This window comes from Rhodococcus sp. C3V, assembly GCF_029269915.1.
GTDB classification, from domain to species: Bacteria; Actinomycetota; Actinomycetes; order Mycobacteriales; family Mycobacteriaceae; genus Rhodococcus_F; species Rhodococcus_F qingshengii.
The window spans coordinates 294,475-320,777 of record NZ_JARJBE010000008.1 but is presented as its reverse complement, the minus strand read 5'-3'; the positions used below and the strand labels follow the sequence as shown (position 1 = coordinate 320,777).

24 protein-coding genes are annotated in these 26,303 nt (G+C 62.7%); 12 read left to right on the top strand and 12 right to left on the bottom strand.

The annotated features are described in order from the left end of the window. The first annotated feature begins 29 nt into the window (after positions 1-29). Both groL and P3G66_RS21810 read left to right on the top strand, forming a co-directional pair. Positions 30-1,655, top strand: coding sequence for a chaperonin GroEL (gene groL, locus P3G66_RS21815; protein ID WP_003941476.1), 1,626 nt, complete (start codon positions 30-32; stop codon positions 1,653-1,655). Between the two features lie 282 nt (positions 1,656-1,937). After that, positions 1,938-3,383 (top strand): wax ester/triacylglycerol synthase domain-containing protein, encoded by a 1,446-nt coding sequence (locus tag P3G66_RS21810; protein WP_007733729.1) that lies wholly within the window; start codon positions 1,938-1,940, stop codon positions 3,381-3,383. 271 nt (positions 3,384-3,654) lie between these two features. Here the strand turns inward: P3G66_RS21810 and P3G66_RS21805 are convergent, their stop codons facing one another. Then, positions 3,655-3,858, bottom strand: a complete 204-nt coding sequence (locus P3G66_RS21805; protein WP_003941534.1) for a PspC domain-containing protein — start codon at positions 3,856-3,858, stop codon at positions 3,655-3,657. A gap of 145 nt (positions 3,859-4,003) precedes the next feature. Between P3G66_RS21805 and ppk2 the strand changes: the two genes are divergently transcribed. Both ppk2 and P3G66_RS21795 read left to right on the top strand, forming a co-directional pair. Next, positions 4,004-4,918, top strand: a complete 915-nt coding sequence (ppk2, locus tag P3G66_RS21800) for a polyphosphate kinase 2 (RefSeq protein ID WP_007733731.1) — start codon at positions 4,004-4,006, stop codon at positions 4,916-4,918. A 51-nt stretch (positions 4,919-4,969) separates the two neighbouring features. After that, the gene (locus tag P3G66_RS21795; RefSeq protein WP_042450422.1) at positions 4,970-5,803 is read left to right on the top strand and encodes an alpha/beta fold hydrolase; all 834 of its coding nucleotides are present in this window, start codon (positions 4,970-4,972) and stop codon (positions 5,801-5,803) included. Between the two features lie 4 nt (positions 5,804-5,807). On the opposite strand, the gene P3G66_RS21790 is transcribed toward P3G66_RS21795, so the two are convergent. The 3 genes from P3G66_RS21790 to P3G66_RS21780 form a co-directional block, all read right to left on the bottom strand. Next, positions 5,808-7,859, bottom strand: coding sequence for a prolyl oligopeptidase family serine peptidase (locus P3G66_RS21790; protein WP_047268841.1), 2,052 nt, complete (start codon positions 7,857-7,859; stop codon positions 5,808-5,810). An 84-nt stretch (positions 7,860-7,943) separates the two neighbouring features. Then, complete coding sequence (locus P3G66_RS21785) at positions 7,944-8,960, bottom strand: alpha/beta hydrolase family protein (protein ID WP_003941485.1); 1,017 nt, start codon at positions 8,958-8,960, stop codon at positions 7,944-7,946. Between the two features lie 255 nt (positions 8,961-9,215). Then, entirely contained in the window at positions 9,216-10,265 is a 1,050-nt protein-coding gene (locus tag P3G66_RS21780; RefSeq protein ID WP_276117106.1) for an alpha/beta hydrolase family protein, read from the bottom strand. A gap of 233 nt (positions 10,266-10,498) precedes the next feature. On the opposite strand from P3G66_RS21780, the gene P3G66_RS21775 reads away from it, so the two are divergent. The 3 genes from P3G66_RS21775 (at position 10,499) to P3G66_RS21765 (ending at position 14,114) form a co-directional block, all read left to right on the top strand. Next, complete coding sequence (locus P3G66_RS21775) at positions 10,499-11,485, top strand: membrane dipeptidase (protein WP_042450417.1); 987 nt, start codon at positions 10,499-10,501, stop codon at positions 11,483-11,485. Between the two features lie 49 nt (positions 11,486-11,534). After that, entirely contained in the window at positions 11,535-12,938 is a 1,404-nt protein-coding gene (gene lpdA / locus P3G66_RS21770; protein WP_276117095.1) for a dihydrolipoyl dehydrogenase, read from the top strand. 183 nt (positions 12,939-13,121) lie between these two features. After that, positions 13,122-14,114, top strand: a complete 993-nt coding sequence (locus P3G66_RS21765; RefSeq protein ID WP_019744462.1) for an iron-siderophore ABC transporter substrate-binding protein — start codon at positions 13,122-13,124, stop codon at positions 14,112-14,114. Here P3G66_RS21765 and P3G66_RS21760 read toward each other — a convergent pair. After that, positions 14,090-14,539, bottom strand: a complete 450-nt coding sequence (locus tag P3G66_RS21760) for a helix-turn-helix domain-containing protein (protein WP_007735410.1) — start codon at positions 14,537-14,539, stop codon at positions 14,090-14,092. The genes P3G66_RS21765 and P3G66_RS21760 overlap by 25 nt on opposite strands. A 118-nt stretch (positions 14,540-14,657) precedes the next feature. On the opposite strand from P3G66_RS21760, the gene P3G66_RS21755 reads away from it, so the two are divergent. Further along, positions 14,658-15,509, top strand: a complete 852-nt coding sequence (locus P3G66_RS21755) for an SDR family oxidoreductase (RefSeq protein ID WP_276117094.1) — start codon at positions 14,658-14,660, stop codon at positions 15,507-15,509. A 51-nt stretch (positions 15,510-15,560) separates the two neighbouring features. Here P3G66_RS21755 and P3G66_RS21750 read toward each other — a convergent pair whose 3' ends face one another. Continuing rightward, positions 15,561-17,162, bottom strand: coding sequence for an MFS transporter (locus P3G66_RS21750; RefSeq protein ID WP_003941517.1), 1,602 nt, complete (start codon positions 17,160-17,162; stop codon positions 15,561-15,563). Between the two features lie 68 nt (positions 17,163-17,230). Between P3G66_RS21750 and P3G66_RS21745 the strand changes: the two genes are divergently transcribed. Next, the gene (locus tag P3G66_RS21745) at positions 17,231-17,806 is read left to right on the top strand and encodes a TetR family transcriptional regulator (RefSeq protein WP_003941498.1); all 576 of its coding nucleotides are present in this window, start codon (positions 17,231-17,233) and stop codon (positions 17,804-17,806) included. A gap of 3 nt (positions 17,807-17,809) precedes the next feature. Here P3G66_RS21745 and atzF read toward each other — a convergent pair whose 3' ends face one another. The 6 genes from atzF to P3G66_RS21715 form a co-directional block, all read right to left on the bottom strand. After that, a complete protein-coding gene (gene atzF, locus P3G66_RS21740) occupies positions 17,810-19,519 on the bottom strand; it encodes an allophanate hydrolase (protein ID WP_276117093.1) in 1,710 nt (569 codons plus the stop codon). A gap of 17 nt (positions 19,520-19,536) precedes the next feature. Further along, positions 19,537-20,238, bottom strand: a complete 702-nt coding sequence (locus tag P3G66_RS21735) for a GntR family transcriptional regulator (RefSeq protein ID WP_019744458.1) — start codon at positions 20,236-20,238, stop codon at positions 19,537-19,539. Between the two features lie 76 nt (positions 20,239-20,314). After that, the gene (locus tag P3G66_RS21730) at positions 20,315-20,848 is read right to left on the bottom strand and encodes a carboxymuconolactone decarboxylase family protein (protein ID WP_192712089.1); all 534 of its coding nucleotides are present in this window, start codon (positions 20,846-20,848) and stop codon (positions 20,315-20,317) included. After that, the gene (locus P3G66_RS21725) at positions 20,845-21,651 is read right to left on the bottom strand and encodes an SDR family NAD(P)-dependent oxidoreductase (protein WP_276117092.1); all 807 of its coding nucleotides are present in this window, start codon (positions 21,649-21,651) and stop codon (positions 20,845-20,847) included. The genes P3G66_RS21730 and P3G66_RS21725 overlap by 4 nt, the downstream gene beginning before the upstream one ends. Before the next feature lie 97 nt (positions 21,652-21,748). Further along, entirely contained in the window at positions 21,749-22,969 is a 1,221-nt protein-coding gene (locus P3G66_RS21720) for an MFS transporter (RefSeq protein WP_276117091.1), read from the bottom strand. A 9-nt stretch (positions 22,970-22,978) separates the two neighbouring features. Further along, positions 22,979-23,968, bottom strand: coding sequence for an LLM class flavin-dependent oxidoreductase (locus P3G66_RS21715; RefSeq protein WP_039973481.1), 990 nt, complete (start codon positions 23,966-23,968; stop codon positions 22,979-22,981). Between the two features lie 227 nt (positions 23,969-24,195). On the opposite strand from P3G66_RS21715, the gene P3G66_RS21710 reads away from it, so the two are divergent. Genes P3G66_RS21710 through P3G66_RS21700 form a run of 3 tightly spaced genes read left to right on the top strand, consistent with a single transcriptional unit; the run spans position 24,196 to position 26,069 of the window. Further along, a complete protein-coding gene (locus tag P3G66_RS21710; RefSeq protein ID WP_007735401.1) occupies positions 24,196-24,825 on the top strand; it encodes a SipW-dependent-type signal peptide-containing protein in 630 nt (209 codons plus the stop codon). 7 nt (positions 24,826-24,832) lie between these two features. Next, positions 24,833-25,450: a hypothetical protein gene (locus P3G66_RS21705; RefSeq protein WP_230359616.1), complete on the top strand. Its 618-nt coding sequence runs from the start codon at positions 24,833-24,835 to the stop codon at positions 25,448-25,450. Positions 25,451-25,460: 10 nt separating this feature from the next. Next, the gene (locus tag P3G66_RS21700; RefSeq protein ID WP_276117090.1) at positions 25,461-26,069 is read left to right on the top strand and encodes a signal peptidase I; all 609 of its coding nucleotides are present in this window, start codon (positions 25,461-25,463) and stop codon (positions 26,067-26,069) included. Positions 26,070-26,303 lie beyond the last annotated feature (234 nt).

Here is a 26,303-nt window from a genome sequence, read left to right as displayed (position 1 = left end):
TCACCCCCTATCCGGAGGATCACTTCGCAATGGCAAAGATCATCGCGTTCGACGAAGAGGCACGTCGTGGCCTCGAGCGAGGCCTCAACGCCCTCGCCGACGCTGTCAAGGTGACGTTGGGCCCCAAGGGTCGCAACGTCGTTCTCGAAAAGAAGTGGGGCGCCCCCACGATCACCAACGATGGTGTTTCCATCGCCAAGGAGATCGAACTCGACGACCCGTACGAGAAGATCGGCGCCGAGCTCGTCAAGGAGGTCGCCAAGAAGACTGACGACGTCGCTGGCGACGGCACCACCACCGCTACCGTTCTCGCACAGGCACTGGTCCGTGAAGGTCTGCGCAACGTCGCAGCCGGCGCGAACCCGCTCGGCCTCAAGCGCGGCATCGAGAAGGCTGTCGAGGCTGTCACAGCTCGCCTGCTCGAGACCGCCAAGGAGATCGACACCAAGGAGCAGATCGCTGCTACCGCCGGTATTTCCGCCGGCGACCCGTCCATCGGTGAGCTCATCGCCGAGGCTATGGACAAGGTCGGCAAGGAAGGCGTCATCACGGTCGAGGAGTCCAACACCTTCGGCCTGCAGCTCGAGCTCACCGAGGGCATGCGCTTCGACAAGGGCTACATCTCGGCGTACTTCGCCACCGATGCAGAGCGTCAGGAAGCCGTCCTCGAAGACGCGTACATCCTGCTCGTCAGCTCCAAGATCTCCACGGTCAAGGACCTGCTGCCCCTGCTGGAGAAGGTCATCCAGTCCGGCAAGCCGCTCCTGATCATCGCCGAGGACGTCGAGGGCGAAGCTCTCTCCACCCTCGTGGTCAACAAGATCCGTGGCACCTTCAAGTCTGTTGCCGTCAAGGCTCCCGGCTTCGGTGACCGTCGTAAGGCTCAGCTCGCCGACATCGCCATCCTCACCGGTGGCGAGGTCATCAGCGAAGAGGTCGGACTCTCCTTGGAGACCGCAGGCCTCGAGCTCCTCGGCCAGGCACGCAAGGTCGTCATCACCAAGGACGAGACCACCATCGTCGAGGGTGCCGGCGACGCCGACGCAATCGCCGGTCGTGTCAGCCAGATCCGCGCCGAGATCGAGAACAGCGACTCGGATTACGACCGTGAGAAGCTGCAGGAACGTCTGGCCAAGCTGGCCGGCGGCGTTGCAGTCATCAAGGCCGGCGCTGCTACCGAGGTCGAGCTCAAGGAGCGCAAGCACCGCATCGAAGATGCAGTGCGTAACGCAAAGGCAGCCGTCGAAGAGGGCATCGTCGCCGGTGGTGGCGTTGCACTTCTCCAGGCAGCTCCCGCACTGGACGACCTCAAGCTCGAAGGTGACGAGGCAACCGGCGCGAACATCGTTCGCGTTGCACTGTCCGCTCCGCTCAAGCAGATCGCATTCAACGCAGGCCTCGAGCCCGGCGTTGTTGCGGACAAGGTCTCCAACCTGCCCGCAGGTCACGGCCTCAACGCTGCGACCAACGAGTACGGCGACCTGCTCGCTGCAGGCATCAACGACCCGGTCAAGGTCACCCGCTCGGCACTGCAGAACGCAGCGTCCATCGCGGCTCTGTTCCTGACGACCGAAGCCGTTGTCGCTGACAAGCCCGAGAAGGCCGGAGCGCCTGCAGGCGATCCGACCGGCGGCATGGGCGGCATGGACTTCTGAGTCCATCTCCACCTAGCTCCTAGAGCCCGGCCCACCATTCGGTGGGCCGGGCTTTTGCTCGTGCGGGGGAGGCAAGTTTCGATGACTTGGCAGCGGCAGCCGCGATGCAGATTGCGGATTCACCTAACCAAGAGGTTGCCTCCTGATCGATCGGAATCACAGGCACCTTTTCCGATTGCTGGATCCGGTGATACCCAACGATTCCGAGCAGAACCCAGAGGATCGGCATGTCAGCTCGCTACAATTCGGACATTCGTTCAGCGTCGGAATTGAGGGGCATGCATGATCTTTCGGAACTCGTTGCCAGCCGCGGTATCTCAGATGGGGCCGCGAGACGCGGAGTTCGTCTACAACGAGTCCGGCGGACATCTGAGCCACATGGTCTGCGCCTACTTCTTCGACACGACGGGCCATCCGCTCGCAGAGATGACGCACGACGACGCGGTTCGGTGGATCACCGAAAGATTCGGATACTGGCCACTGTTCACGAGTCGACTCCAGCGAGTTCCGCTGGATCTGGACTATCCCTATTGGGTCCCGGCCGATTTCGACGTCGGTGATCACGTGCACGTCCATCGTGCCCCGGTTGCCGGGTGGGCGCCGGTTCGTGAATTGCTCGGGCGCTCGCTCGGTGAGCCGATGGACTTGTCCCGGCCGCCCTGGGAGTTGCACGTCATGACCGGAGTGCACGGGATCGACGAGCTACCGGGCAATCTGACGCTGATCATGCTCAAGACCCACCACGGGGCCGGTGACGGTCTGGCGATCCGCGATCTGACCAACCTTCTGTTCTCCGGTCCGCCGAAGCCGGAGACGAAGCGTGCCGGTTCGGGGCTTTCGTCGCTGAATTTGATCGGGCGCACGGTCGTGGGTTTGCCCGGCCAGGCGATCCGTTTCGGCCGGGGTCTGTCCGTGACAAAGGTTGCGGCCGAGACGGTTCGGGAGGCGGAAGAGGCCGGAGAGCTGCCTACGTACTCGGCCGACCGCCTGCCGACCCGATTCAACGGCATGCTGGGCGGAGACATCACGATCGATTTCCTGACGCTGGACGGCGCAGACATCAAAGCGATCCGAGCGGCCGTTCCGGACGTGACGGTCAACGACATCTTCCTGACCGTCGTCGCCGGCGCTCTCGACGCATACCTGTCGGAGAAGGGCGAGAAATCAGGCAGTGGGTTGGCGGCGATGGTTCCCCGATCGATGCGGCAGATCGCCGAATGGGAATCGGCCAACCAACTGGCGCTGTTGACGGTCGATCTGCACACGGACGTCGAAGATCCGGTCGAGCGGCTGACACGAATCAGGGATTCGGCGCTGATGGCAAAGGGGCGGAGTTTGCACCCAGCCGTCCGTCGATACGGCACACGCATCGAAACGTCGCCCGCGGCTCTGCTCAGACTCACCGGTCTCTCGCGTCGGATCAACAAGCTTGACCCTTCGCACAAGGTCATTCAGAACACGACGATCAGCAATGTCCCGGTATCGGTCGACGGCAATGTCTTCGAAGGTGCGCCGGCGGTGGCAGTTCTCGGCGGGCAGGCGCCGGTCGACGGAGACATTCTGCGCCACTTCCTCATTGCTGCGCGTGGAGGTTCTCTGACGCTCAATGTCATTGTCTCGCGAGAGACGATGCCAGATATCGAGCACTACATCGAATTATTGCGGGTGGGGTTCACGGCGCTTCTGCAGGCAGTTTCCGACCAAAATCGTGAGTTGGTCGAACGATAATCTCTCGACACCTCAGCTTTACGCCGCCTGTCGTTCCCTGAGTTTTCTGATCGGCGTCATTTGCTCGTCCCAAGTGAACCACTGAACATCTTGGTTGGGCAGCGTCAGTGGCCTGGCCGTCAAGGGTCTCGAGGCCCTCGCTGCGCTCAGCGGTGGAGAGTTGAAGGCCGCCAAGTAGATTGTCGATTTCGGGGCCTGCTCGTGTTGGCGCGTAGGCCCCGAAATACCTTTTGTCGGCGCGTAATTCTCGCCATGTCAAGTGCCGGAATTCTCAACCTAACGGCATGAGCATCCAGGCGGCGAGATATACCAAAGCCGCGGTTCCACCCGTGCAAATAGCCGCGATAACGGCGAGTAGACGGACAAGATTTACGTCGGCGCCGAAGTAATCTGCAATTCCGCCGCACACTCCGGCGAACATTTTCTTGTCGTTGGAACGGGTGAAGGGGCGAGGTGTGTTGCTTTCGAATGTCATGCTTCAATTCTGAAGCGAGATCGCATCAGGCACCATCGGGGACGACCCCCATCTGCACCCTGATCTTTTGAGCCCGTCGTGTCATACCCCGGTAGTTCATCCCAGCTTCACCGAACGGTTGCTGCGGGAGACTACCTTGTCGGCGGTGACCGATTTAGCAGAACGCCGACCGTTCCTCAGCGCCTTCGCGGATCTCTCGACCGCCGTCGATCTGGCCGACACCGCCGCCTTCACCGTCGACGACAATGACGACGACGATCCGGTGCTGCTGACGTCGCCGGACGGTTTCGAGGTCGACACCTGGCGGGAGGGCTACCCGTACGACGCACGGATGCCTCGGGACGAGTACGAAATGTCCAAGCGTCTGCTGCAGATCGAACTCCTCAAGCTGCAGAACTGGTCGAAAGAAACCGGCGCACGGCACGCCATCGTGTTCGAAGGACGCGACGCTGCCGGTAAGGGCGGAACGATCAAACGATTCATGGAGCACCTCAATCCTCGTGGCGCTCGCGTCGTCGCGCTGGAGAAGCCGTCGGCTCGCGAGTCGACGCAGTGGTACTTCCAGCGCTACGTGCAGCACCTTCCCGCCGCCGGGGAACTGGTGATGTTCGATCGATCTTGGTACAACCGGGCCGGGGTCGAGCGGGTCATGGGTTTCTGCACCGACGAGGAGCATGAGCGATTTCTGCGCCAGGTGCCGTTGTTCGAGCAGATGCTCGTCGACGACGGCATCAGCTTGATCAAGTTCTGGTTCTCGGTTTCACCGCTGGAGCAGCGCACGCGGTTCGCGATCAGACAGGTCGATCCCGTGCGGCAGTGGAAGCTTTCGCCGATGGACATCGCTTCTCTGGACAAGTGGGATGCGTACACGGCGGCGAAGGAAGAGATGATCCGGTTCACCGATACCGCCACCGCTCCGTGGACCGTCATCAAGAGCAACGACAAGAAACGCGCGCGGATAAACGCGATGCGTCACGTGCTCAGTCAGTTCGATTACGACAACAAGGATTACGAGATCGTGGGTACTCCGGATCCGCTGATCGTGGGCAGCCTCGAATAGTCGGCGCGTGTGCTCTGCCCATCCGCGGCGTGGGTGGTTAGTGTGAGTTGAATGGAGACCGTACCGATCCAACTCCCCGACGGCACCGTGACCCCGATCCGTCTGTTTCCCGGACCGAACGACGACGCACCCGTGGTGGTGATGTTGCCCGGGCTCGGAGTTCCCGCCGGGTTCTACGATCCGGTGGCGCAGGCCCTGGTCGAAGCCGGCTTCAACGCGGCCATCGGTGAACTGCGCGGCCAAGGTGACAGCAAACCGCGCCCGAGCGCGTCGAGTGCTTTCGGATATCAGGAACTGGTCTCGATCGATTGTCCGGCGACGTTCGAGGTAGTGCGCGAGCGGTTCCCGGCCAGCACACCATTTCTGATGGGGCACAGCATGGGCGGCCAGATCGGGGTGATGTACGCGTCGAGGATTCGGGGCCGGCTCGGCGGACTGATCCTGGTTGCCTCCGGATCGCCGTATCACCGCGGATTCCCCGGAATCCGTGCGCCCGGACTCTATCTGGGTTCGTCCGCGATGTCGGTGACAGCCAACATTGCCGGCTTCTGGCCGGGAGACCGGGTCAACGTCGGCGGCTTCGGTCGACAGTCGAAAGTACTGATCACCGATTGGGCCCGGTTCGCCAGGACCGGTCGCATGGAACCCGTCGGTGCGGATATCGACTACGAGGAGCGGATCGCTCGCCTGACCTTGCCGGTTCTGTCGATCACGATCGAAGGGGACGATCTCGCTCCACGCCGGTCGGCAAAGAACCTGGTGGACAAGCTCTCCGGGGCCCAAGTGACGATGACGCACATCGACGAACCACTCGGTCACAACGGTTGGATACGCAATCCCACCGCTGTGAGCGAGCGCGTCGTCGCGTGGTTGCGCGACCGCTGAAAGATCAGGCGAGTTTCTGCCAGAGGAACTCGTAGGTCAGCGCAGTCTTGAAGGCCAGCTGAGCATTGTCCGCGGCGCCGCCGTGGCCACCCTCGATGTTCTCGAAATACAGCACCGGCTTGCCCAGCTCTTCCAGCCGTGCGGCCATCTTGCGGGCATGCGCGGGGTGGACGCGGTCGTCGCGGGTGGACGTCGCGATCAGGATCGGTGGGTACGACGCGGCGGCGTCGATGTTCTGATACGGCGAGTACTCCGAGATGAATGCCCACTCCTCCGGGACATCGGGGTCACCGTATTCGGCCATCCACGAAGCGCCGGCCAGCAGGAGATGGAATCGGCGCATGTCCAGCAGCGGGACCTGACAGACGATGGCGCCGAAGAGCTCGGGGTACTTGGTCAGCATGATGCCCATCAGCAGGCCGCCGTTGCTACCGCCCTGAGCTGCCAGAAGATCCGGGGTCGTGATTCCGCGATCGACGAGGTCTCTCGCGACGGCAGCGAAGTCTTCGTGCACCTTGTGGCGCCCGGCCTTGAGAACCTGTGTGTGCCAACCGGGTCCGTACTCGCCGCCACCACGAATGTTCGCAACCACATAGGTTCCGCCCTGCGTCAGCCAGGCACGGCCCAGAGAACCGCTGTACGACGGTGTCAGCGAGATCTCGAATCCGCCGTACCCGTAGAGCAGGGTAGGGCCGGGCTCGCTACGCGGACTGCGCACCACGAAGTACGGAACTTGGGTGCCGTCGGCAGAGGTGGCGAAGAACTGCTCCGTGGTGATGCCCTCGGCGTCGAAGAACGAGGGAGCCTGCTTGAGGGCAGTGGGTTCGGTTTCGCCGATCACGCCGTGCAAAAGAGTTGCAGGGGAGGTGTATCCACTCGAATTGACGAAGTACTCGTTGCTGACATCAGGGTCGGTGTCGAGAATTTCGATACTGGTCAGTTCTGGAAGCCCTTCGAAAGGTCGATCCTCCCAGCCGTTTTCGCCCGGCGTCAGGATTCGCAGCGTCGTGCGCACGTCGGTCAGGACCACCAGAATCAGATGATCGCGTGTCCAGGTGTAGTGCTCGAGCGAGGAATGTGCGTCGGGTTCGAAGATCGATGTCAGTGCTCGTGAGCCGGCAAGGAAATCGTCGTAACGGATGGCAAGCAGTGCGCCGGTCGGATATTCGGTGTCCTCGACGGCCCACACGGACTTGGTGCGGATCAACAACCACTCGTGGTGAATCGAGATCCCGGCGTCCTCGGGGACGTCCACGAGCACCAGTTCACCGTCGGGGCGAACTTCGAAATGCTGAGAGTTGTAGAAATCGACCGAGCGAGTGACGAAGTCTCGTTCGAATCCGGGCGTCGGATCGTGCGAAGCCGAGATCGCCACGTCCGTGGCCTGGCCCTCGTAGACGGTCTCGGCGCTGGAGAGGGGAGTGCCGCGTTTCCACCGCTGGGCCAGACGGGGATATCCGGAATCGGTGAGCGACCCCGGTCCGATATCCGTTCCGACGTAGACGGTGTCGATGTCGATCCAGTCGATGTCGGTCTTGGCCTCGGGAAGGTAGAAGCCGGGATTCTCGCCCTCGGGAGCGAGGAACTCGCGCTTGTCGATGTCGAACTCGCGAACGACCGCCGCGTCTGCCCCACCGCGGGAGAGACTGATCAATGCACGGTTGCGGTGTGGCCGTAGAAGTTGCGTGCCCTTCCAGACCCAGTTCTCGCCCTCGGCCTCGGCCAGGGCGTCGAGGTCGACGAGGACGTCCCATTCCGGGTCGTCGGTGACGTACTGATCGAACGTCGTGCGTCGCCACAATCCGCGAACGTGGGTGCTGTCGCGCCAGAAGTTGTAGAGGAACTCACCTCGACGGCGGACGTAGGGGATTCGCGCGTCGGTATCGAGGATCTCGCGCACGTCGCTCTGTAGTCGATCGAAGCGCTCGTTGTCGGTGAGCTGCTCCTCGGTCACGGCATTGTGCTGACGGACCCAATCGAGTGCAGACTCACCGGTCACGTCTTCGAGCCAGAGGTAGGGGTCGTCGCCGGTGGTGGGCTGCTGATCGGAAGTCATACGTCCATTCTTACTGCTCGCTCCCGACAGCACTCGACCCCGCTCCCGAAACACTGGAGCGGGGTCGAGTGAGAACGAATCGGGTCAGACGCCCAGGGAGTGAGCGAGCATCGGCCAGGAGTTGTGGAGATCGTCCTGCCAGTAGCCCCACGAGTGGGTGCCGGTCGGCTTGAAGTCGAAGGTGGCCGGGATCTTCAGGTCGCTCAGGCGGTAGGCGAGGTTGTGGGTGCAGTAGTTGACCGCTGCCTCGATGACGCCGCCGACGATTGCCTGGTTGGCGAGCGCACCGACCTGACCGTTGATCGCGGGATTGGCGAGAGTGTCGTGTGGGCCGGGGAGTCCCGAGCCGGTGGAGACGTAGAGTTCGGTGCCGCGGAGCTTCTCGGCGTTGAGGACCGGATCGTTGTCCTTCCATCCCTGACCGTCGAGCGGGCCCCACATGTTGGTGATGTCAGCTCCGCCGCGGGTACCTGTGACAAGTTCGATCGCACTCTGACCGACGGGGGTGCTGGTCTCAGCGCATCCGCTGTACGCCCCGACGCCCTTGTAGAGGCCGGGAGCCGCGATGGCGAGGTTGAGGACCGAGGTCGCGGTCATGGAGATCGCGGAGATCGACTGGACCTTGTTGGTGTTGAACTCGGCGTCGATGACGGGCGGGAGTTCCTTGGTCAGGAACGTCTGCCACTTCTGGCGACCGAGAACCGGATCGTCGTTCACCCAGTCGGTGTAATAGCTGAACGCGCCTTCGAGTGGAGTGACGACGTTGACGTTCTTGTCCTGGAAGAAGTTCATGACGTCGGTCTTGCGTTGCCAGGTCGCCGAGTCTTCGCCGCCGCCTGCACCGTTGAGCAGGTAGAGCGTCGGGCGGGGTTCGCTGCCATCTGCGGGGAGGATGACCTCGAGCGGGATGTTGCGATCCATCGCCGGGGAGAAAACCGAGATGGTGACCTTGCGGTCGCCGGTCTTGGTGTTGCTCACGACGTGCGATCCGGACGTGTCACCGCCCGCAGAAGCTGTCGCCGGACTGATCAGCATCGGCAGCACCGTGGCCACTGCGAGAGCTGCGATCACACTGCCACGCTTGAAAATTCGAGCACGCATACGTTCGGATCCTCCACCTGAATGTCTTCGGATCCGGAACGGATCGAAGTGCCTGTGAGCCCTTACTGGAACAGGTTCACTTTTTGTTATGTGTCAGTAAAGCAGAGCGGGCGCAGAAAGTGACGCGATTCGATTGCCTGACAATTGAATTGGCCCCGGAATTAACCCCCGAATTAACCCCCGAATCGGCCCAGACAAGCACTCGACCCCGCTCCCGGAAGTGCAGGGAGCGGGGTCGAGTCGGAACGATTTCGGTCAGATGCCCATCGAACGAGCGAGCATCGGCCAGGAGTTGTGGAGATCGTCTTCCCAGTAGCCCCACGAGTGGGTGCCGGTCGGCTTGAAGTCGAAGGTGGCCGGGATCTTGAGATCGTTGAGGCGGTAGGCGAGGTTGTGGGTGCAGTAGTTGACTGCTGCCTCGATGACGCCGCCGACGATCACCTGGTTGGCGAGTGTGCCGACCTGTCCGTTGATCGCCTCGTTGTTCAGGGTGTCGTGCGGGCCGGGGAGTCCGGAGCCGGTGGAGATGAAGAGCTCGGTGCCGCGGAGCTTCTCGGCGTTGACGACGGGGTCGTTGTCGATCCAGCCCTGGCCGTCGAGGGGGCCCCACATGTTGGTCACGTCAGCGTCGCCGCGCATGCCCACAACCAGTTCGATGGAGGACTGGCCGACCGGTGTGCTGGTCTCGGCGCATCCGCTGTATGCACCGACGCCCTTGTAGAGGCCCGGAGCTGCGATGGCGAGGTTGAGGACCGAGGTCGCGGTCATCGAGATCGCGGAGATCGACTGGACGCCGTTGGTGTTGAACTCGGCGTCGATGACGGGCGGGAGTTCCTGGGTCAGGAACGTCTGCCACTTCTGACGGCCGAGGGACGGGTCGTCGTTCACCCAGTCGGTGTAGTAGCTGAATGCACCTTCGAGCGGGGTGACGACGTTGACGTTCTTGTCAGCGAAGAACTCGTTGACGTCGGTCTGGCGCTGCCACGTCGCCCGGTCTTCGCCGCCGCCTGCACCGTTGAGCAGGTAGAGGGTCGGGCGGGGCTCGCTGCCGTCTGCCGGGAGGATGACCTCGAGCGGAATATCGCGTTCCATGGAAGGGGAGTACACCTTGATGGTGGCGATGCGCCCGTTGTCCGTGCGGCTCGAGAGCTTGGAACCCGTTGTGTTTGCCTTGGCAACAGTTGCCGTGGTGGTCGCCGGATCTCCGCCTGCGGACGACACTGCAGGGCTGATCAGCATCGGCAGCACGGATACTGCGGCTACAGCGGCGACCAGACGGCCACGCTTGAAAGTGCGAGCACGCATACGTTCAGAAACCTCCACCTAAAATTCCTTCGAATCCGCCCAGGAGTGAACGGTCCTTTGTTGCTGTTCCCGTACGGGAATTCATGCTGGGTACATGCTCTGTCGATAGGTACAGGGCGTGTGAGTCTTGTAAGTTCTACCGCATCGGTGCGTTATCCGCCAGTGAACCAGAGATTTGCTGAACGTACGACCAGTTTCAGGTGAATTTCCCTGATCATCGACGGGATTAGTGAGTGAACCGGACATATCCACTATGGGAACAACATTGTTGCCTACCTCTGCAGTCGAACGCGTCTGTCGAAGATCTTCTCCGATATCAGCGCCCAGCGGGGAGTTACGTTTCGGTGAACGTCGGTTACTCGCCGCAGACTCGCGCGGACTCGACGGCAATCGCCAAGAGTTTCGCGTGGCAGGCGCGGGTCGAGTTCCCGGAGATCACCCCTGTCTTCAGCGTCGACGGCGTCGTCGAGATTCAGGAGTCCGGCGGAATCGCCCTGGCCTTCGACCTGGAGGACTCGAATCCGCTGGAGGGAGACCTGGCCAACGTCTCGTACTTCTACGACCTCGGAGTCCGCTCGATGTTGCCGACGTATAACTACATGAACGCTGCCGGCTGCGGCTGCTTGGACCTGGCGGACACGGGGTTGAGTGGATACGGCCGTGACCTGGTTGCCGAGATGAATCGCGTCGGAATGACGGTCGACGGCTCACATTGTTCGGTACAGACGGGGTTGGACATCTCAGCTATCACCCAGCGAGCAATGATCTACAGCCACTCGAACCTCCGAAGGTTGTGGGAGCATCCGCGCAACATCACCGACGATCAGGCCAGAGCGTGTGCGGAGACCGGCGGCGTCATCGGGGTCAACGGCGTGGGCATATTCCTCGGCGTCAACGGACCGGATGACGACCAGGCTCGGCTGTCCGCGATGGCCGACCACATCGAAGAGGCTGTGGGACTCGTCGGCATCGATCATGTCGGGATCGGCTCCGACTTCTCCTTCGACGCCGACGACTTCCGCGAAGAGATCGAGCAGAACCCGTCGTCGTTCTCCGAGGCGTACACCGCGTGGGGGCCACTGCAGTGGACTCCTCCGGAGGACGTGCTGACACTTGATCAGGTATTGCGTGAGCGGGGCTTCGACGAGCCGTCGATCGAGGCCGTGTACGGCGGAAATTTCGCCCGAGTTGCCCGAGAAGTGTGGGCTACCGACGGGTAATACGACCATCTGGGGACAGCGAAACGATGCAGGACTACCCTGGTGAATCGTGACCTCACACTATGACGTCGTTGTCCTCGGAGCCGGCCCCGGTGGGTACGTCGCTGCTATCCGCGCGGCACAACTGGGCCTGAGCACCGCCATCATCGAGCAGAAGTACTGGGGCGGTGTATGCCTGAATGTCGGCTGCATTCCGTCCAAGGCGCTTCTCCGTAACGCCGAACTCGCGCACATCTTCACGAAAGAAGCGAAGACGTTCGGCATGTCCGGAGACGTGTCCTTCGATTTCGGCTCCGCTTTCGATCGCAGCCGCAAGGTCGCGGACGGGCGAGTCAAGGGCATTCACTTCTTGATGAAGAAGAACAAGATCCCGGAGTACGACGGCAAGGGCACGTTCGTCGACGCCAACACCATCAGCGTGGAGCTGAGCAAGGGTGGCACCGAGACGATCACGTTCGACAACGCGATCATCGCGACCGGTTCGTACACCAAGCTGCTGCCCGGCACCTCGCTGAGCGAGAACGTCGTGACCTACGAAGAGCAGATCCTCACCCGTGACCTTCCGGGTTCGATCCTCATCGTCGGTGCCGGCGCGATCGGCATGGAGTTCGGTTACGTCCTCAAGAACTACGGCGTCGACGTTACGATCGTCGAGTTCCTCGATCGGGCACTGCCCAACGAGGACGCCGACGTCTCGAAGGAAATCGCCAAGCAGTACAAGAAGCTCGGCGTCACCATCAAGACCGGTGCCGCTGTGCAGTCCATCAGCGACGACGGCAGCAAGGTCACCGTCTCGATCAAGGACAACAAGTCCGGCGAGATCGAGACCGTGGTCGTCGACAAGGTTCTGCAGTCCGTCGGCTTCGCACCGCGCGTGGAGGGCTTCGGTCTCGAGAACACCGGTGTCGCGTTGACCGATCGCGGCGCCATCGCGATCGACGACTACATGCGCACCAACGTCCCGCACATCTTCGCCATCGGTGACGTCACCGCCAAGCTGCAGCTCGCGCACGTCGCAGAAGCTCAGGCTGTCGTCGCTGCCGAGACCATCGGCGGCGCGGAGACGCAGACACTCGGTGACTACCGGATGATGCCGCGTGCGACGTTCTGCCAGCCGCAGGTCGCCTCGTTCGGTTTGACCGAGGAGCAGGCCAAGGCCGAGGGCTACGACGTCAAGATCGCGAATTTCCCGTTCGCTGCCAACGGCAAGGCACACGGTCTCGGTGACCCGACCGGTTTCGTCAAGCTGATCGCCGACAAGAAGTACGGCGAACTGCTCGGCGGGCACCTCATCGGACCGGACGTTTCGGAACTGCTGCCCGAGCTGACCTTGGCCCAGAAGTGGGACCTCACGGTCAACGAGTTGGCACGCAACGTCCACACCCACCCCACACTCAGTGAGGCACTGCAGGAAGCGATCCACGGCCTCGCCGGCCACATGATCAACTTCTGACGGCAGGGCCTTCGGCCCCGTGCGCCTTTTCGGTAGTTCGCACTACCGGAAAGGCACACGGGGTTTTTCGTCTTTTGTGTCGAGTTGTGTTGCGAAACCGCCATCTGAGGCCTTCGAGTCGGGGTGTAGGCGCGCAACGCATTAGCGTCCCGAGTCGACCATTCGGCTTTCGAAGGACCACTCATGAAAACTCGTTCCGTACTGCTCGCGGCTTGCGTCGCGCTGACGCTCTCCGCCTGTGGAACCTCAGGTGACTCCGGATCGGACACCGAAGCTTCGGGTGCCGCCGAGGCGGGGGCGTTCCCCGTGACCGTCGACCACGCCTACGGTTCGACGACGATCGACGCGGAGCCTATGCGCATCGTGACCATCGGATGGAGTGGCCAGGATGCGGTGATCGCACTGAACAAGGTTCCGGTCGCCATGGAGAGCTTCTCCGGCGACGGCATCGAGAACAACATCCTGCCCTGGGACGCTTCGCGTCTGAACGGTGCCAAGCCCGTTCTCATGACGACCAATCCCGATATCCCGTTCGAGCAGATCCTCGGGCTCGATCCCGACGTGATCCTCGCCGTCTACTCCGGCATCGACGAGGGCGAGTACAAGCGCCTCAGTGACATCGCGCCGACCGTCGCGTTCCCCGACCAGCCGTGGGATACGGCGTGGGACAAGCAGATGAGCATGATCGGTGCAGCGCTCGGACAGCCGGAGCAGGCTCAGACGCTGATCGACGAGACCGGGGCGTACTTCGAGAAGCAAGCCGCTGATCACCCACAGTTCCAGGGCAAAACCGCAACGTATGCAATGCGCACCGACGAGGGCCTGATCGTCTTCTGCGGCACCGACCCGCGGATCCGTCTTCTCGGCCAGCTCGGGGTGAAGACCTCGCCCGGTGTCGACGCAGTGTGCACTTCCGGCGACAGTTCGGTGTCCGTGGGCATGGAATCCATCGACACACTCGACGCCGACGTCTTCATTCTCGTCGACGCCGACGGCACCAACCTGGACAAGCTCATGTCCTTCGGTCCGTTCGCGAACATGACCTCGGTGTCGAACGGCCGTCTGGTTCGTCTGGTCGGAATGGACTACGCGATGGCTACGTCCGCTCCGACGGTGCTGAGCGTTCCCTACGCATTCGACGAGTTCATCGCTCAGCTCTCGGACAAGTTGAGCTGATTCCGGGCGTCGTACGACGCTTGTGACGCAACGATTTTCGGCACCTGCGATTCGAGTAGTTCGATCAGGGCCGTGATCTTTGCGGCGACGTCGGCGCCGAGTTCGGTCAGGCTGTATTCAACTTTGGGCGGGATGGTTTCGAGTACCTCACGGTGCACGAGGCCATCCCGCTCGAGTGTTTGCAGGGTCTGCGAGAGCATGCGCTCGCTGACTCCGTCGACGCGTCGGCGCAGGGCACTGAACCGGTACGGGCCCTCGTTCAATGCCGCCAGCGCGAGTGCGCCCCAGCGTCCGGTTGCATTCTGCAATGCCGCCCGAGAGTTGCACCCGCGAGCGAAGACGTCAGCCTCGAGCGTTGGGTCCACGACGTCGGCATTCGGATCAGGGGTCTGGGCAGCACGTGAAGGTGAGTCGGTGCTGGTCATGAACCCAGGCTACTACTGCACGATCCCATAGCGCTAACTCGACGTGTTGCACTTACGAAAAATAAGTGCATGATGGTTGCAGAACGCATTTACTCTTCAACCTGGATCGGGAGTTCGCATGAGCATTGCAGTCACCGGCGCAACCGGAAACCTCGGACAACTGGTAGTCGAGTCGTTGATCGAGCGGGGAACCGCCGCGTCCGACATCGTCGCAGTGGTCCGCAATCCACAGAAGGCGGAAAGCCTCGCCGCCCGCGGAGTAGTTTTACGCCAAGCGGACTACGCCGATGCCTCGGCGTTGGAAACCGCATTGGCGGGCGTCGACAAGCTGGTGCTGATCTCGGGAAGTGAAGTGGGGTCACGGCTCGCGCAACACACCAACATCATCGACGCGGCGAAGGCTGCCGGCGTCGGATTCATCGTCTACACGAGCATCTTGAATGCTCAGGACACGCCGATGAAGCTTGCTGCCGAGCACAAGGCGACCGAGGACGTGCTCACTCGGAGCGGTATTCCGTTCGCGCTGTTGCGCAACGGTTGGTACTGGGAGAACTTCACCAACGACCTTGCCGGTGTGATCGAACGCGGCGCACTGGTCGGTGCGGGAGCGGAAGGCAAGATCGCGGCTGCGGCGCGTGCGGATTACGCCGACGCCGCAGCAGTAGTCGCGACCACCGATGGTCACGAAGGTGCAGTGTACGAGTTGGGCGGTGACGAGAGGCTCACCTATGCCGAATTGGCCGAGAAGATCAGCGAGTTTGCCGGCAAGCCCGTCGCGTACCAGTTTGTGGACGCGGAGGCATACGAAGGCATTCTCGAGAGCGTCGGACTGCCTGCACCGGTTGCGCAGATCCTCGCCGATTCCGATGCTGCAATTGCCAAGGGGGCGTTGGACACCGAGTCTGGTGACCTGCAGAAGTTGATCGGCCGCAGCAGCACTCCGGTGACTGAGGTGTTGAAGAAGGCCTGACCTGCTGTGCGCCTTTATTAACCGCGGGCGGTTAATAAAGGCGCACAGGGGTTACCCCATGTGGACTGCACCCTCGGCGGGCAGATCACCCTTCTTGGCGCGGACCAGAACCAGCACTACCGGCGCGATGATCGCCAACAGGATTGCCGCCCAACCGAATGCGGCCGAGTATCCGGATACCTCGGCGCCGAAGAAGTAGTCCGTCATCGAGGCGACGAAGTCCTGCACCGGCTGGGGGAGTAGCGCCAATTGGTCACCAGTCGGGATGGTCGCGTTCGACATGTCGACAGGAATGCCTTCCGGCGGGATCGGCGCCGCGTTGTCGGCGGTGAAGGCCGACTTGGCCGAAGCGTAGATCGTGGTGAACAGTGCGGTTCCGAGTGCGCCGCCGATCTGCAGGGTGGCGTTGACCAGGGCACTGGCAGCGCCGGCGTCGTGGTCGGGGACACCGATCAGTGCGAGGTTCTGCATCGGCACCATCAGCAGACCCAGTCCGAAGCCGAAGATCGCGAGGCCGGGGAACACGTGCGTCCAGTAGGAGCTGTGTACCTCGATCTGGGTCAGCATGAGCAGTCCTACTGCTGCCACCAGCGGGCCGGCGACCATGAGCGGCTTGGGGCCGATCTTGGTGGACAACTGCGCTGCGATGGTCGACGCCAAGACGATGAAAAATGCCATCGGCAGCGATCCGACGCCGGCCATGACCGGGCTGAATCCGAGCACGATCTGCAGGTAGAACGTCAGGTACAACGTGCCGCCGAGCAGGGCGGCGCCCACCAGCATGGAGCCGATCAGAGCAGCGCCGCGATCACGATGCCACGGAACGCTCAGCGGTAGAAGCGGATTCTTGCTGCGGCTCTCGACGACCACGAAGATCGCGAGGAAGACCAGACCCAGTGCGATGAACAGCAAAGTGTCCGCCTGACCCCAGCCGTGCTCGGCGCGTGTGAATCCGTAGACCAGTGAGCCGAGCCCCAGGGCGATGAGGACAGCGCCGGGAAGGTCGTAGCTCGTGTCGCCGTGCGCTTTGGTTTCCTTGACGATCGGGACGGCCGCAGCGATGGCGATCAGCGCGATCGGGATGTTGACGAGCAGGCACCAGCGCCAGTCGACGTACTGCGTCAGCACTCCACCGAGGAGAAGGCCGATAGCAGCGCCACCGCCGGAGATCGCGCCGTAGACGGCAAAAGCCTTGGCGCGCTCCTTCTCTCCGATGAAGGTGGTGGTGAGCATCGACAGCGCGGCGGGCGCGAGCAGTGCTGCGAAGACGCCCTGGCCGGCGCGGGCGATGAACAGTTCGATACCGCTCTGCGCGATGCCGCCGATGCCGGAGGCAACCGCGAAGCCCGCCATGCCGACGATGAAGGAGCGCTTGCGGCCCCAGTAGTCGGCGATACGTCCGCCGAGGAGCAGCAGCGCACCGAACGCCAAGGCGTACGACGTGACCACCCACGCGCGGTCAAGGTCGCTGATGCCCAGTTCCTCCTGGGCTGCCGGTAGGGCGATGGAGACGATGGTGCCGTCGAGCACCACCATGAGTTGAGCGAACGCGACGATGCAGAGCACCAGCCAGCGACGTTGATGATTCGGATTCTCGGAGACAGCCGGGATCGGTGGCAGAGTGCCGCCGTCGACGTGGGACGTGGTGGTCATTGGAAAAAGGTATTCCAGCCTTCTCGGGTGAGTCAAACGAAATAGTTCGTTCGGTTACCATCATCACTATGGCTCCCACTGACGTGACCGCGACGAAACAGCGAATCCTCGACGCTGCGCAAGAAGAATTCGGCACCTACGGGCTTGCCGGTGCGCGCATCGATCGGATTGCGAAGAACGGAAACGCCAGTAAGGAGCGCCTCTACGCCTATTTCGGTGACAAGGTCGCGTTGTTCCACGCGGTGCTCGACGTCGACTTCGAGCAGGCGATGGAATCCGTCGAGTTCACCGGTGAAGACATGCCCGCGCATGCTGTCGAACTGTTCGACGCAATGCTCGGCAAACCACAGATTCAACGGATGATGATCTGGGGTCAATTGCAGGGTGAGGCACCACGGATGAAGAAGTTGGCCGAGGAACATTCCAGCTGGGTTCCGCGAATGGCCACGATCCGCAAGGCTCAAGAAGACGGCCTCATCTCGAAGCACTGGGACCCCCAGGACCTGATCACGATGCTGTTCGGCCTCGTGTTCGGCTGGGTGGTGGCCCCCGGTGTGGCCGACAACCAGAACGTCGACGCCGACGAGATCGCGCGCCGCCGTGAAGTGGTGCGCGAGGCCGTCACTCGAATCTGCAAGCCGTGACTGTCAGCGAGAGAGGTACGCGGCCCAACCGCCGTAGTCGGTGATGTCAGCTGCGCCGTTTACGGCGTCATGAGTGCAGCTGAAACCGACTGTCGTTCTGCCGTCGGATAACTCGACGCTCGTGAGCGCCATCGGTGCAGGCAAGGCGGCGAGGAACGTTCCCAGCCCGGCCGGTGAGATTCGGAAGATCTCGCCGACGACCGGTGCGCCGAGTCCAGGGCCACGGCGTACCAGGCCGGGCTTCGGTGGCGTCGTGTCGAGAGCGAAGAGCCGGTAGGCATCCGAGGTCGTGACGGTTTCGACGTACCGCGCGCCGAGGTCGACCAACTGTGTGTTGAGGGGTTGCCCGCGCAGGTGAGCGCCGAATACTGCGAGGTCGATTCCGGTATCGACGAGGGTGGGTGAAGGCACACCGCCGAGTCGCGCAGCGAGGTCGATGGCGATCTGGTCGTCGAAAGCGGGTACGACGAACATGACGCCGAACGGGTGATCTTCGGCAGTGCGGTGTCCGGGCGCCGCGACGGCCGCCATGTCGAGCAGGTTGCAGAAGTTGGTGAAAGTTCCCATCCGGCGGTTGATTCCGAACGGATCCTCGGTCACGGCGGCAATCGTCGGGTGTTCGGTGGTGGTGGGAAGCAGTAGGGCGTCGAACCCGGCGAGGAGTTCCCGGGCGGCAGCCTTGGCGCGGGTGAGAGCATCGAGATCGTCGACTAGCTGGTATCCGGTGGGGTGCTTCGCACCGAGCACGATGTCGGACACCGCGGGATCTGCTCCGGCAGGACGAGTTTCGAGGAACTCGCCGGCAGCGGCGTACCGCTGCGCCACCACGGCGCCGTCGTAGAGCAATCGGGCCGCGTCGAGCAGTCCGGATGTGTCGACGGTCTCGGTCTCGGCGCCGCCGGCTACCAGAGCTGTCACAGTGTCCTGAAATGCTGCTGTATACGACGGGCTCAGTTGAGCGAGATCCTCGATTCGGGGGACGGCGACGCGGGGATTCGGCGCCGCCGCGAGACGAACGTCGGAAGGCCAGACGCGGCTGCGGGGATCCCGAGGTTCGTGGCCGATCATGATTGCCGCTGCCGCGGTTGCCGATTCGAGGTCGTCGGCAAATACCGTCAGAGCGTCGTAGTCCACGCAGGCGGGCACTACTCCGTGGGCGGGGATGACGCCGAGCGAGAGCTTGAGTCCGTAGATCCCGTGGAACGCTGCCGGCACCCGGCCCGAACCGGCAGTGTCGGTGCCGATTCCGATGTCTGCAATTCCCAGCGCGACAGCGACGGCGGATCCGGAGCTACTACCGCCCGAGATCAACTCTTCGTCCCAGGCGCAGCGAACGGCTCCGTACGGACTGCGCGTTCCGACCAGTCCGGTGGCGAACTGGTCCAGATTGGTCTTCCCCAGAACAACAGCCCCGTGCTCGATCAACCGCGCAACGGCACTGGCGGTTTCGTCCGGCGAATACGCGAATTCGGGGCACGCCGCTGTGGTCGGCAGACCGGCGACGTCGACGTTGTCCTTGACGGCGACCAGACGCCCAGCCAGAGGAAGATGCTCGCCCGCGGCGATTCTGGCTTCGACCGAAGCGGCATCGGCAAGCACATCTTCCTTGCGGCGCAACGTGATCCAGACTTCGGGGCGATCTACTTCCTCGATCCGCTGGAATGCCTGCTCGACCCGGGCTGTCGGGGTGAAAACTTCTGCTGCGATGGTCATGGTGTGTACTGCTCCGATCAGTCCGTGATGTTGGCGAGTGAGAGCGCGGTGATCGCGCGGGTCACCCGGTCGAGGACGACGTCGAGAGACTCGCCGATGTGCTGGTGCAAAAGCGTGCGGGCCTCGGGCAGATTGCCGGCACGTAGTTCTTCGAGGATTCGAATGTGCTCCGCGATCGAGGTGTCGATGCGGCCGTTGACCATGAAGTCGTACATCCGAACGTGCCGGATACGGGAATTCACCGACAGCAGCGACGCGACCAGTTCATTGTTTCCCGACGCCCTCAGTACGGCGACGTGGAATTCCTCGTCCAGTTCGACGAACCCCGGTTCCTGAGCGGGCGGATCGAGAGCCAGGGCACGCCACCGCACCAATTCGTCGTCGAGGATTGTTCGGTCGTGCCGGATCGTCGGATCTGCGATCGCCCGGGTAATTCCTTGTAGTTCCAGCGTGATTCGGAGTTCATACAGATCTCGGATCCGCGGGATACTCGGGCGCACGGCGGAGAACCCGTACTCTTCCCGGCGCAGGAGTCCATCGGCGCACAGCATCGTCAACGCTTCCCGTACTGGTGTGCGAGAAATGCCGAAACGCGTGGAGAGTTTCGGTTCCGTCAGGCGCTGATCGAACCCGATAGTCCCGTTGACCAGTTCGGTGCGTAGTTCCCGGTAGACCACCTCACGCAGTGGCTCCGGCGCCGTATTCATCCCTGTCGACATACCTGTATACGCTATTGATCAGGTGTTTCGTCCAGATGTCTTCGGGTTAGAGCTGAGTTACGGCCGCCGCGGAACTTCAGGAGAAGTCGCGCTGAACCCGCAAGGTTCCGATCGTGGTGGCCAGGCCGTCGTACTGAGTGACCAACAAGGTGAATTCGATCAACCGACGATCGTCGAGATGCTGCGAGAGCGTTCCCCACGTGTCGTCGGTGACGTCCTTGGTGGTGACCAACTCGTCGACCGCAGTCAAGATCGCACGGTGACGCGGACTCAACTCGGAAGCGCCAGGGCCCTCGATGATTCGGGACAGTTCTTCTGCGTCGATTCCGGCTTTGCGGCCGAGCCTGATGTGGTGATCCATCTCGTAACCGCAGTCCCGCAGGTGCGCGACCCGCAGGATGATCAGTTCGGTGTCGTGGCGAGAGATCTTGCCGCCGGGCATGAGTGAGCCGGAGTAGTGCAGCCAACCGCGGAAGAGTCCGCCCGTGCGGCCCAAGGTGCTGAACAGATGCGCGTCGGGTGCTCCGGCAGCCTTCGACAGGACACGCCAGATTCCCCAGTTGATCGGACCGAGGTCTTTGAATCGGCCGGGCGGGATGCGGGGGTTCATGCGACTCCACGGATGTGAGAGGGACGGAGGTCGATAGCTCGTTGCGCGATGTGGCGAACCGCGGCGCTGCGGCGGGGCGCGTGTACGCGTGACTTCCGGCCGACGATACCGCGCTCGAACGCGTCGACGGCGTCAGCGACGGTCGTGGTGCCGACGCTGGCGAGGGTTCCGCGTGCTCCGTCGAACGACAGTGCGGTGGTATCGGTGTCGATGTCGCCGATGTACGCGACGCCCACCTTGGTGCCGAGGTGTTTCATTTCCAAGCGCAACGCGTCGCCCAACGCTTCGACGCCGGCGCGCGAAGCACCGAACGGTCCGCGAAACGGATGCTTGGCGGCGCCGTGAGCCGAGGCGACCACCAGGGCGTAACCGTTTTCGTGACTGATGTGGGGACCCGCTGCGCGCAGGGTGTAGTACGTGCCCATGAGGTTGACTTCGACGGCGCGGCGCATGTCTTCGACGTCTCCGCCGAGGATCGACGAGTTCGCCTCGACGCCGGCATTGGCGACGACGACGTCGATGCCTCCCAGCTTCTCAGCGATGTAGTCGACGCCGCGAGATACCTGCTCGGGGTCGGCGACGTCGCACAACTGCCACGGCGCGCGGCCGCAGGAAGTGGCGACTTGCTCGAGAAGTTCCGGCTCGAGGCCGAGCAGTCCCACGGACGCACCACGGTCGTACAGGCGTCTGGCCAGCGAAGAACCGATATTGCGGGCAGCGCCGGTGATCAGGATGCGCCGACCCGTCAGATCGTCGCCACTGCTCTTGGCCGATTCGGCCTTGCCCGCCTCGCTCTTGCCCATGTGCTGTGTCCCTACGCAGTTACCTTCTGGTCCTCCGACGCTAACACCGCCGGGTAGCTGCGACTGCAAGTACCGCCAACTCCGTCCGAACGGGTGTTCAGACCGATGCGGCTTCGAGACGCGGATGTGACGAGGAAGCCTGGGTCGACCGCAATCGACGGAATCGGACCACGGCAACGACGGCGGCAACAGCGGCGAGGATCACCAACGGCAGTGACGGACCCATCGTGGGTTCGATGACAACCAGTAGCACCGGCAGTCCGAATCCGAGATAGGTGCCGACGTAGAAGATCCCGGTCAAAGCGCCCCGCGAGGCCGGGGGAGCCAGCGACTCGAGGTCGAGCAGTCCCTCACGCAGACACAGTCCGTAGGCCGTACCGAGGACGAGCGCGCAGACGATGAACAACCCGAGCGCGGGGTGTGCGCCGCCGACGGCGACCAGGCAGTATCCGAGCGCCGCCAGTGCGGCGCCGACCGTGCCGGCCTGAGGACCCCAATTGCGATGGCGCGCAGCGGTTTGAACCAGGATTCCAGCACCCAGAGTCAGCGCCGCCGCGAAACCCGGAAGGAGAGGACCTGAGTAGCGGTCCCCGAGCCTGGCCGTCATGGTCACGAAAGAGACTGTTGCGCTGGCGAACACCCACGGCGCCAACGGAAGTGCCCAGAGCAGCGCATTTGCGACGGAGCGCTCCGCGCCGTCTGGCGCATTTGCGACGGAGCGCTCCGCGCCGTCTGGGACGGGTGTGATGGTCGCGGCTTCTACGGAAACAGGTGTACGACTCCACACAGCTGCCGCGGTAACCGAACCCACCGACAAGAAGGCCGAGACGACAAAGGGCGTAGCGAGTGGGAAGGCGGCAAATTGTGCCAACAGACCCGAAAACAGTGGTCCCAGTGCGAAACCCGAGGTGAGTACTACGCCCGCCATCACGGTTCCGGACTTGCCGCGAAGGTCAGCCGCCCACGCGGTACCGGCGCCGATTGCCAGACCGGCACCGATACCGACAACGAGGCGCCCGACCATGAGCCCGGGCGCGTCGTGCCAGAGAAGAAGAATCAAGGTTCCGAGCGAGGCTATGAGCGCTCCGGGCAGGACGACTACAGCTCGGCCGACGCGATCCGACAGTGCTCCACCGGTCAACAGGCCGGGTAGAAGTCCGAGCGCGTAGATACCGAAAACACCGTCGAGCACGGTATGCGAAAGGCCCTCGTCCACCCGGAGAACCGGGATGAGCGCAGCAAAGTGGTTGGCGGCCCAACCCGTCGAAAGTAGAACTGCCAGTACCGAGATGAACCCGCGACGGGATGGATCGCCCATACCGGCAGCTTAGGCGGGTACCAGATCGCTCACGTCGGCGAGGAGTTCGAACGTGCGCAACCAAGCCTCGCGGTTGGTGCCGGTCGACACCGTGATCAGCTCGTCGGCCTGTGCATGCTCGGTGAACTCGTCGAGGTAGGCGCGGACCTCCGTGGGCGTGCCGATGGCGCTGTACTTGGTCATCTGCAGAACCTGCTGACCCGCGGGGGAGTCGAGCAGCATGTCCGCTTCGTCGTCCGTGAACTTGCGTCCGCGTCCGAGAAGAAGGCTGACGCGCGAACGCTTGGCCGCGAGGAAGTCCTGCTGAGCCTGCTCATGGGTGTCGGCGGCGATGACGTTGACGCCCGCGATGACGTACGGCTCCGCCAACTGCTCCGACGGCTTGAACTCGCGTCGATAGATCGCGACGGCGTCGCGCAGGGCGTTGGGGGCGAAGTGCGAGGCAAATGCATACGGCAGGCCGAGCATCGCGGCGAGCTTGGCTCCGAACAATGACGATCCGAGAATGTAGAGCGGAACGTGAGTGCCCTTACCGGGAACGGCATTGATTCCGGGGACGCGCGAAGTGTCGCCGAGGTAGCCCTGAAGCTCGAGTACGTCCTGCGGGAAGCTGTCCGAAGAACTCGGGTCGCGTCGCAAAGCCTGCATCGTCTTCTGATCACTACCGGGCGCGCGACCGAGACCGAGATCGATGCGACCCGGGTGCAGAGTCTCGAGGGTGCCGAACTGCTCGGCGATCGTCAGCGGCGCGTGGTTGGGCAGCATGATTCCACCGGCGCCGAGGCGGATTTTGCTGGTGTGCGCGGCGACGTGGCTGATCAGAACGCTGGTGGCCGAAGACGCGATGGAACCCATGTTGTGGTGCTCGGCATACCAGATTCGCTTGTAACCCCACTCCTCGGCACGCTGCGCCAAGGTCACGCTGGCGTCGAAGCTGTCTTTGGCGGTTTCGTTGTCGCCGATGTGGGCGAGATCGAGGATGGAAAGTGGGACGGCCATGAATGTGGTGCCTTTCTCAGCGAATAGAACGCAAACGTCGTTGGAAGGTGCAACCATCTGGCCGGCTTTCCTATTTCCGCCTGGTCAGCGCCCACGGATGGTGGCGAGGCGGACAAGGCGTGAAGTTCTTGTCTCGATTTCGGTCATTTCGGATATTTCGGATGAAATTGGGGGCTAGATTTCCCGAATCGGAGGTTCTTTCGCATTCCAAGTGAATCGAGACCAGCATGGCCACTGATCGGAAGGCTGTAAACAAGCGCAAAGTACGTGCATTACTTGCCGGAGGACTTGTCCTCGGTATCGGCGCCGCTGTCACCTTGGCGGCGTGGACAGACAACGTTTTCGGCGACGCGCAGTTCAAGACGGGAAGTTGGAATCTCCAGGGCAGCTTCGACGGACTGACGACCTGGGGTGAGTATCAAGTGGACGCTTCCGCCGGCCACTTCCAATTCAGCACGGGATTCGACGCACTCTCACCCGGAACGACGGTATACGCGCCGGTAGCGCTTCGGATCGGTCCCACGGCCAGCACTTCCGGCGCGACGGTACAACTACTCGGTGCAACGGGCGGTGATACCGACCTCAAACCCGCCCTGCGGTACTCGGTGTATCGAGGTGTCCCCTCCACGACCTGCACGGCAGCGGGAATTGGAGCAGGAACAGCATGGGTAGGCACGACAGCCAGTCCGGTGGCCTTGACGGCAGGTTCGGGTTCGGATGTCACCTTGCTAGGCACGGGCGTGCCGGTGGAACTGTGCTTCGCGGTCACGCTGCCTGCCGGAGTCGACCCTTCGATCGTGTCGGGCAAGAACACCGGGCGCTTGCTCTGGCAGTTCACCGGCCAGTCCACCCCCTGACGCCTGCGTGGTCACACGGCGAATGCGTCAGGTGTACGCACTGGCGGCCTCGGGACTCGTCCTGGGTATCGGTGCAACCACCGTGGCGGCCAGTTGGGTGGACAGCACGATGGGCGATGCATCGTTTCGCACCGGAACATTCGGAATCGAGTCGAACGTCGGCGGCGGATGGTCGTCGCATTCATCCAGTGCCCCTGGCGTTTTCACGTACACGCCCTCGGCGCTCCTGATTCGCCCTGGTGCGTTCTCGTACGGCCCGATATCTCTTCGAACAGTGCCGGTCTCGCCGGCAGCATCCGTCACTCTGCAGGCGGCCACGGTTGCCGGCGACTCCACTCTGGCGTCGGCGCTGCGGTATCGGGTGGTCAAGTCGACGACCTGTGATGCGTCGGCCTTCTCCACGGGAACACCACAATTCGTGGTGGGAAGTGCGACGGTGTTTCCGTCGCTCTCAACTGGTTCCGCAGTCGGGGCCATCGCGCTACCCACCGGTGGAGCGTCCCCGGGCGCCGCGGTGGCGCTGTGCTTCGAGATTTCGCTGCCCGCAACCTCGGCTAATTGGAGCAACTCGGCGCTGACCGGTAAAACGGCGACTCCCACTTGGCAGTTCAGTGCAACACCCTGAAGGAGCTGCAATGCCAACACATGCCCGGGCAACACATGCCCGGACGAAGAAGCGTTCGGTCCCCACGATCATCGGGGACTGCATCCTTCAGGTTCTTGCAGTCGGTGGGGTCATCTGTATCGCTTTGGTGATCTGTGCCTTCGTTTTCGACATCACACTGATCATGTTCAAGACCGGATCGATGTCGCCGACCATTCCAACCGGATCTCTGGCAGTTGTGCGGGAAGTACCGGCAGATTCCGTCGAGGTGGGCGACGTCGTCACCGTCGATCGGGGAGTGTCCGAACTGCCGGTGACCCACCGGGTCGTCTCCGCTCGTACCCAGGACAACGGCATCACGATTCTCGATCTCAAGGGTGATGCCAACGCTTCGGCTGATCCCGCGGTATACGAGGTCACCACGGTCCGAAAGGTGCTCTGGCACGTTCCGGGATTGGCGCGGGTGATCGTCTACTTCTCGAATCCTCTTGTGCTGTGGGCGATCACGCTGACCATGGCCGCTTTGGTGGTCGCGGTATTCTGGCCGCGCAATACCGATGACGACGATGATGCCGACTCGGCCGACCCGAAAACCGAACCCATTCAGGTTCTTCTACCGCCAGACGGCGGTAGACAATGAAGCGTCGCCACCTGTTTTCAGTCATCGTATTGGCAGTTGCGGTTGTTTTGGGCTCTGGTTTCTCGTCTCACCCACTCCTCGGAGAGACAGAAGCGGCGTGGACAGACTCCGAGTACGTTACCGGCCCGATTTCCACCGGTTCATGGACGACGAGTGGGTACGGCAGAGGCGCCGGCGGGCTCGGGTTGTCCAGTGGCGGAATCGTGATAGATCTTTTCGGCAGTTCGATGTTCG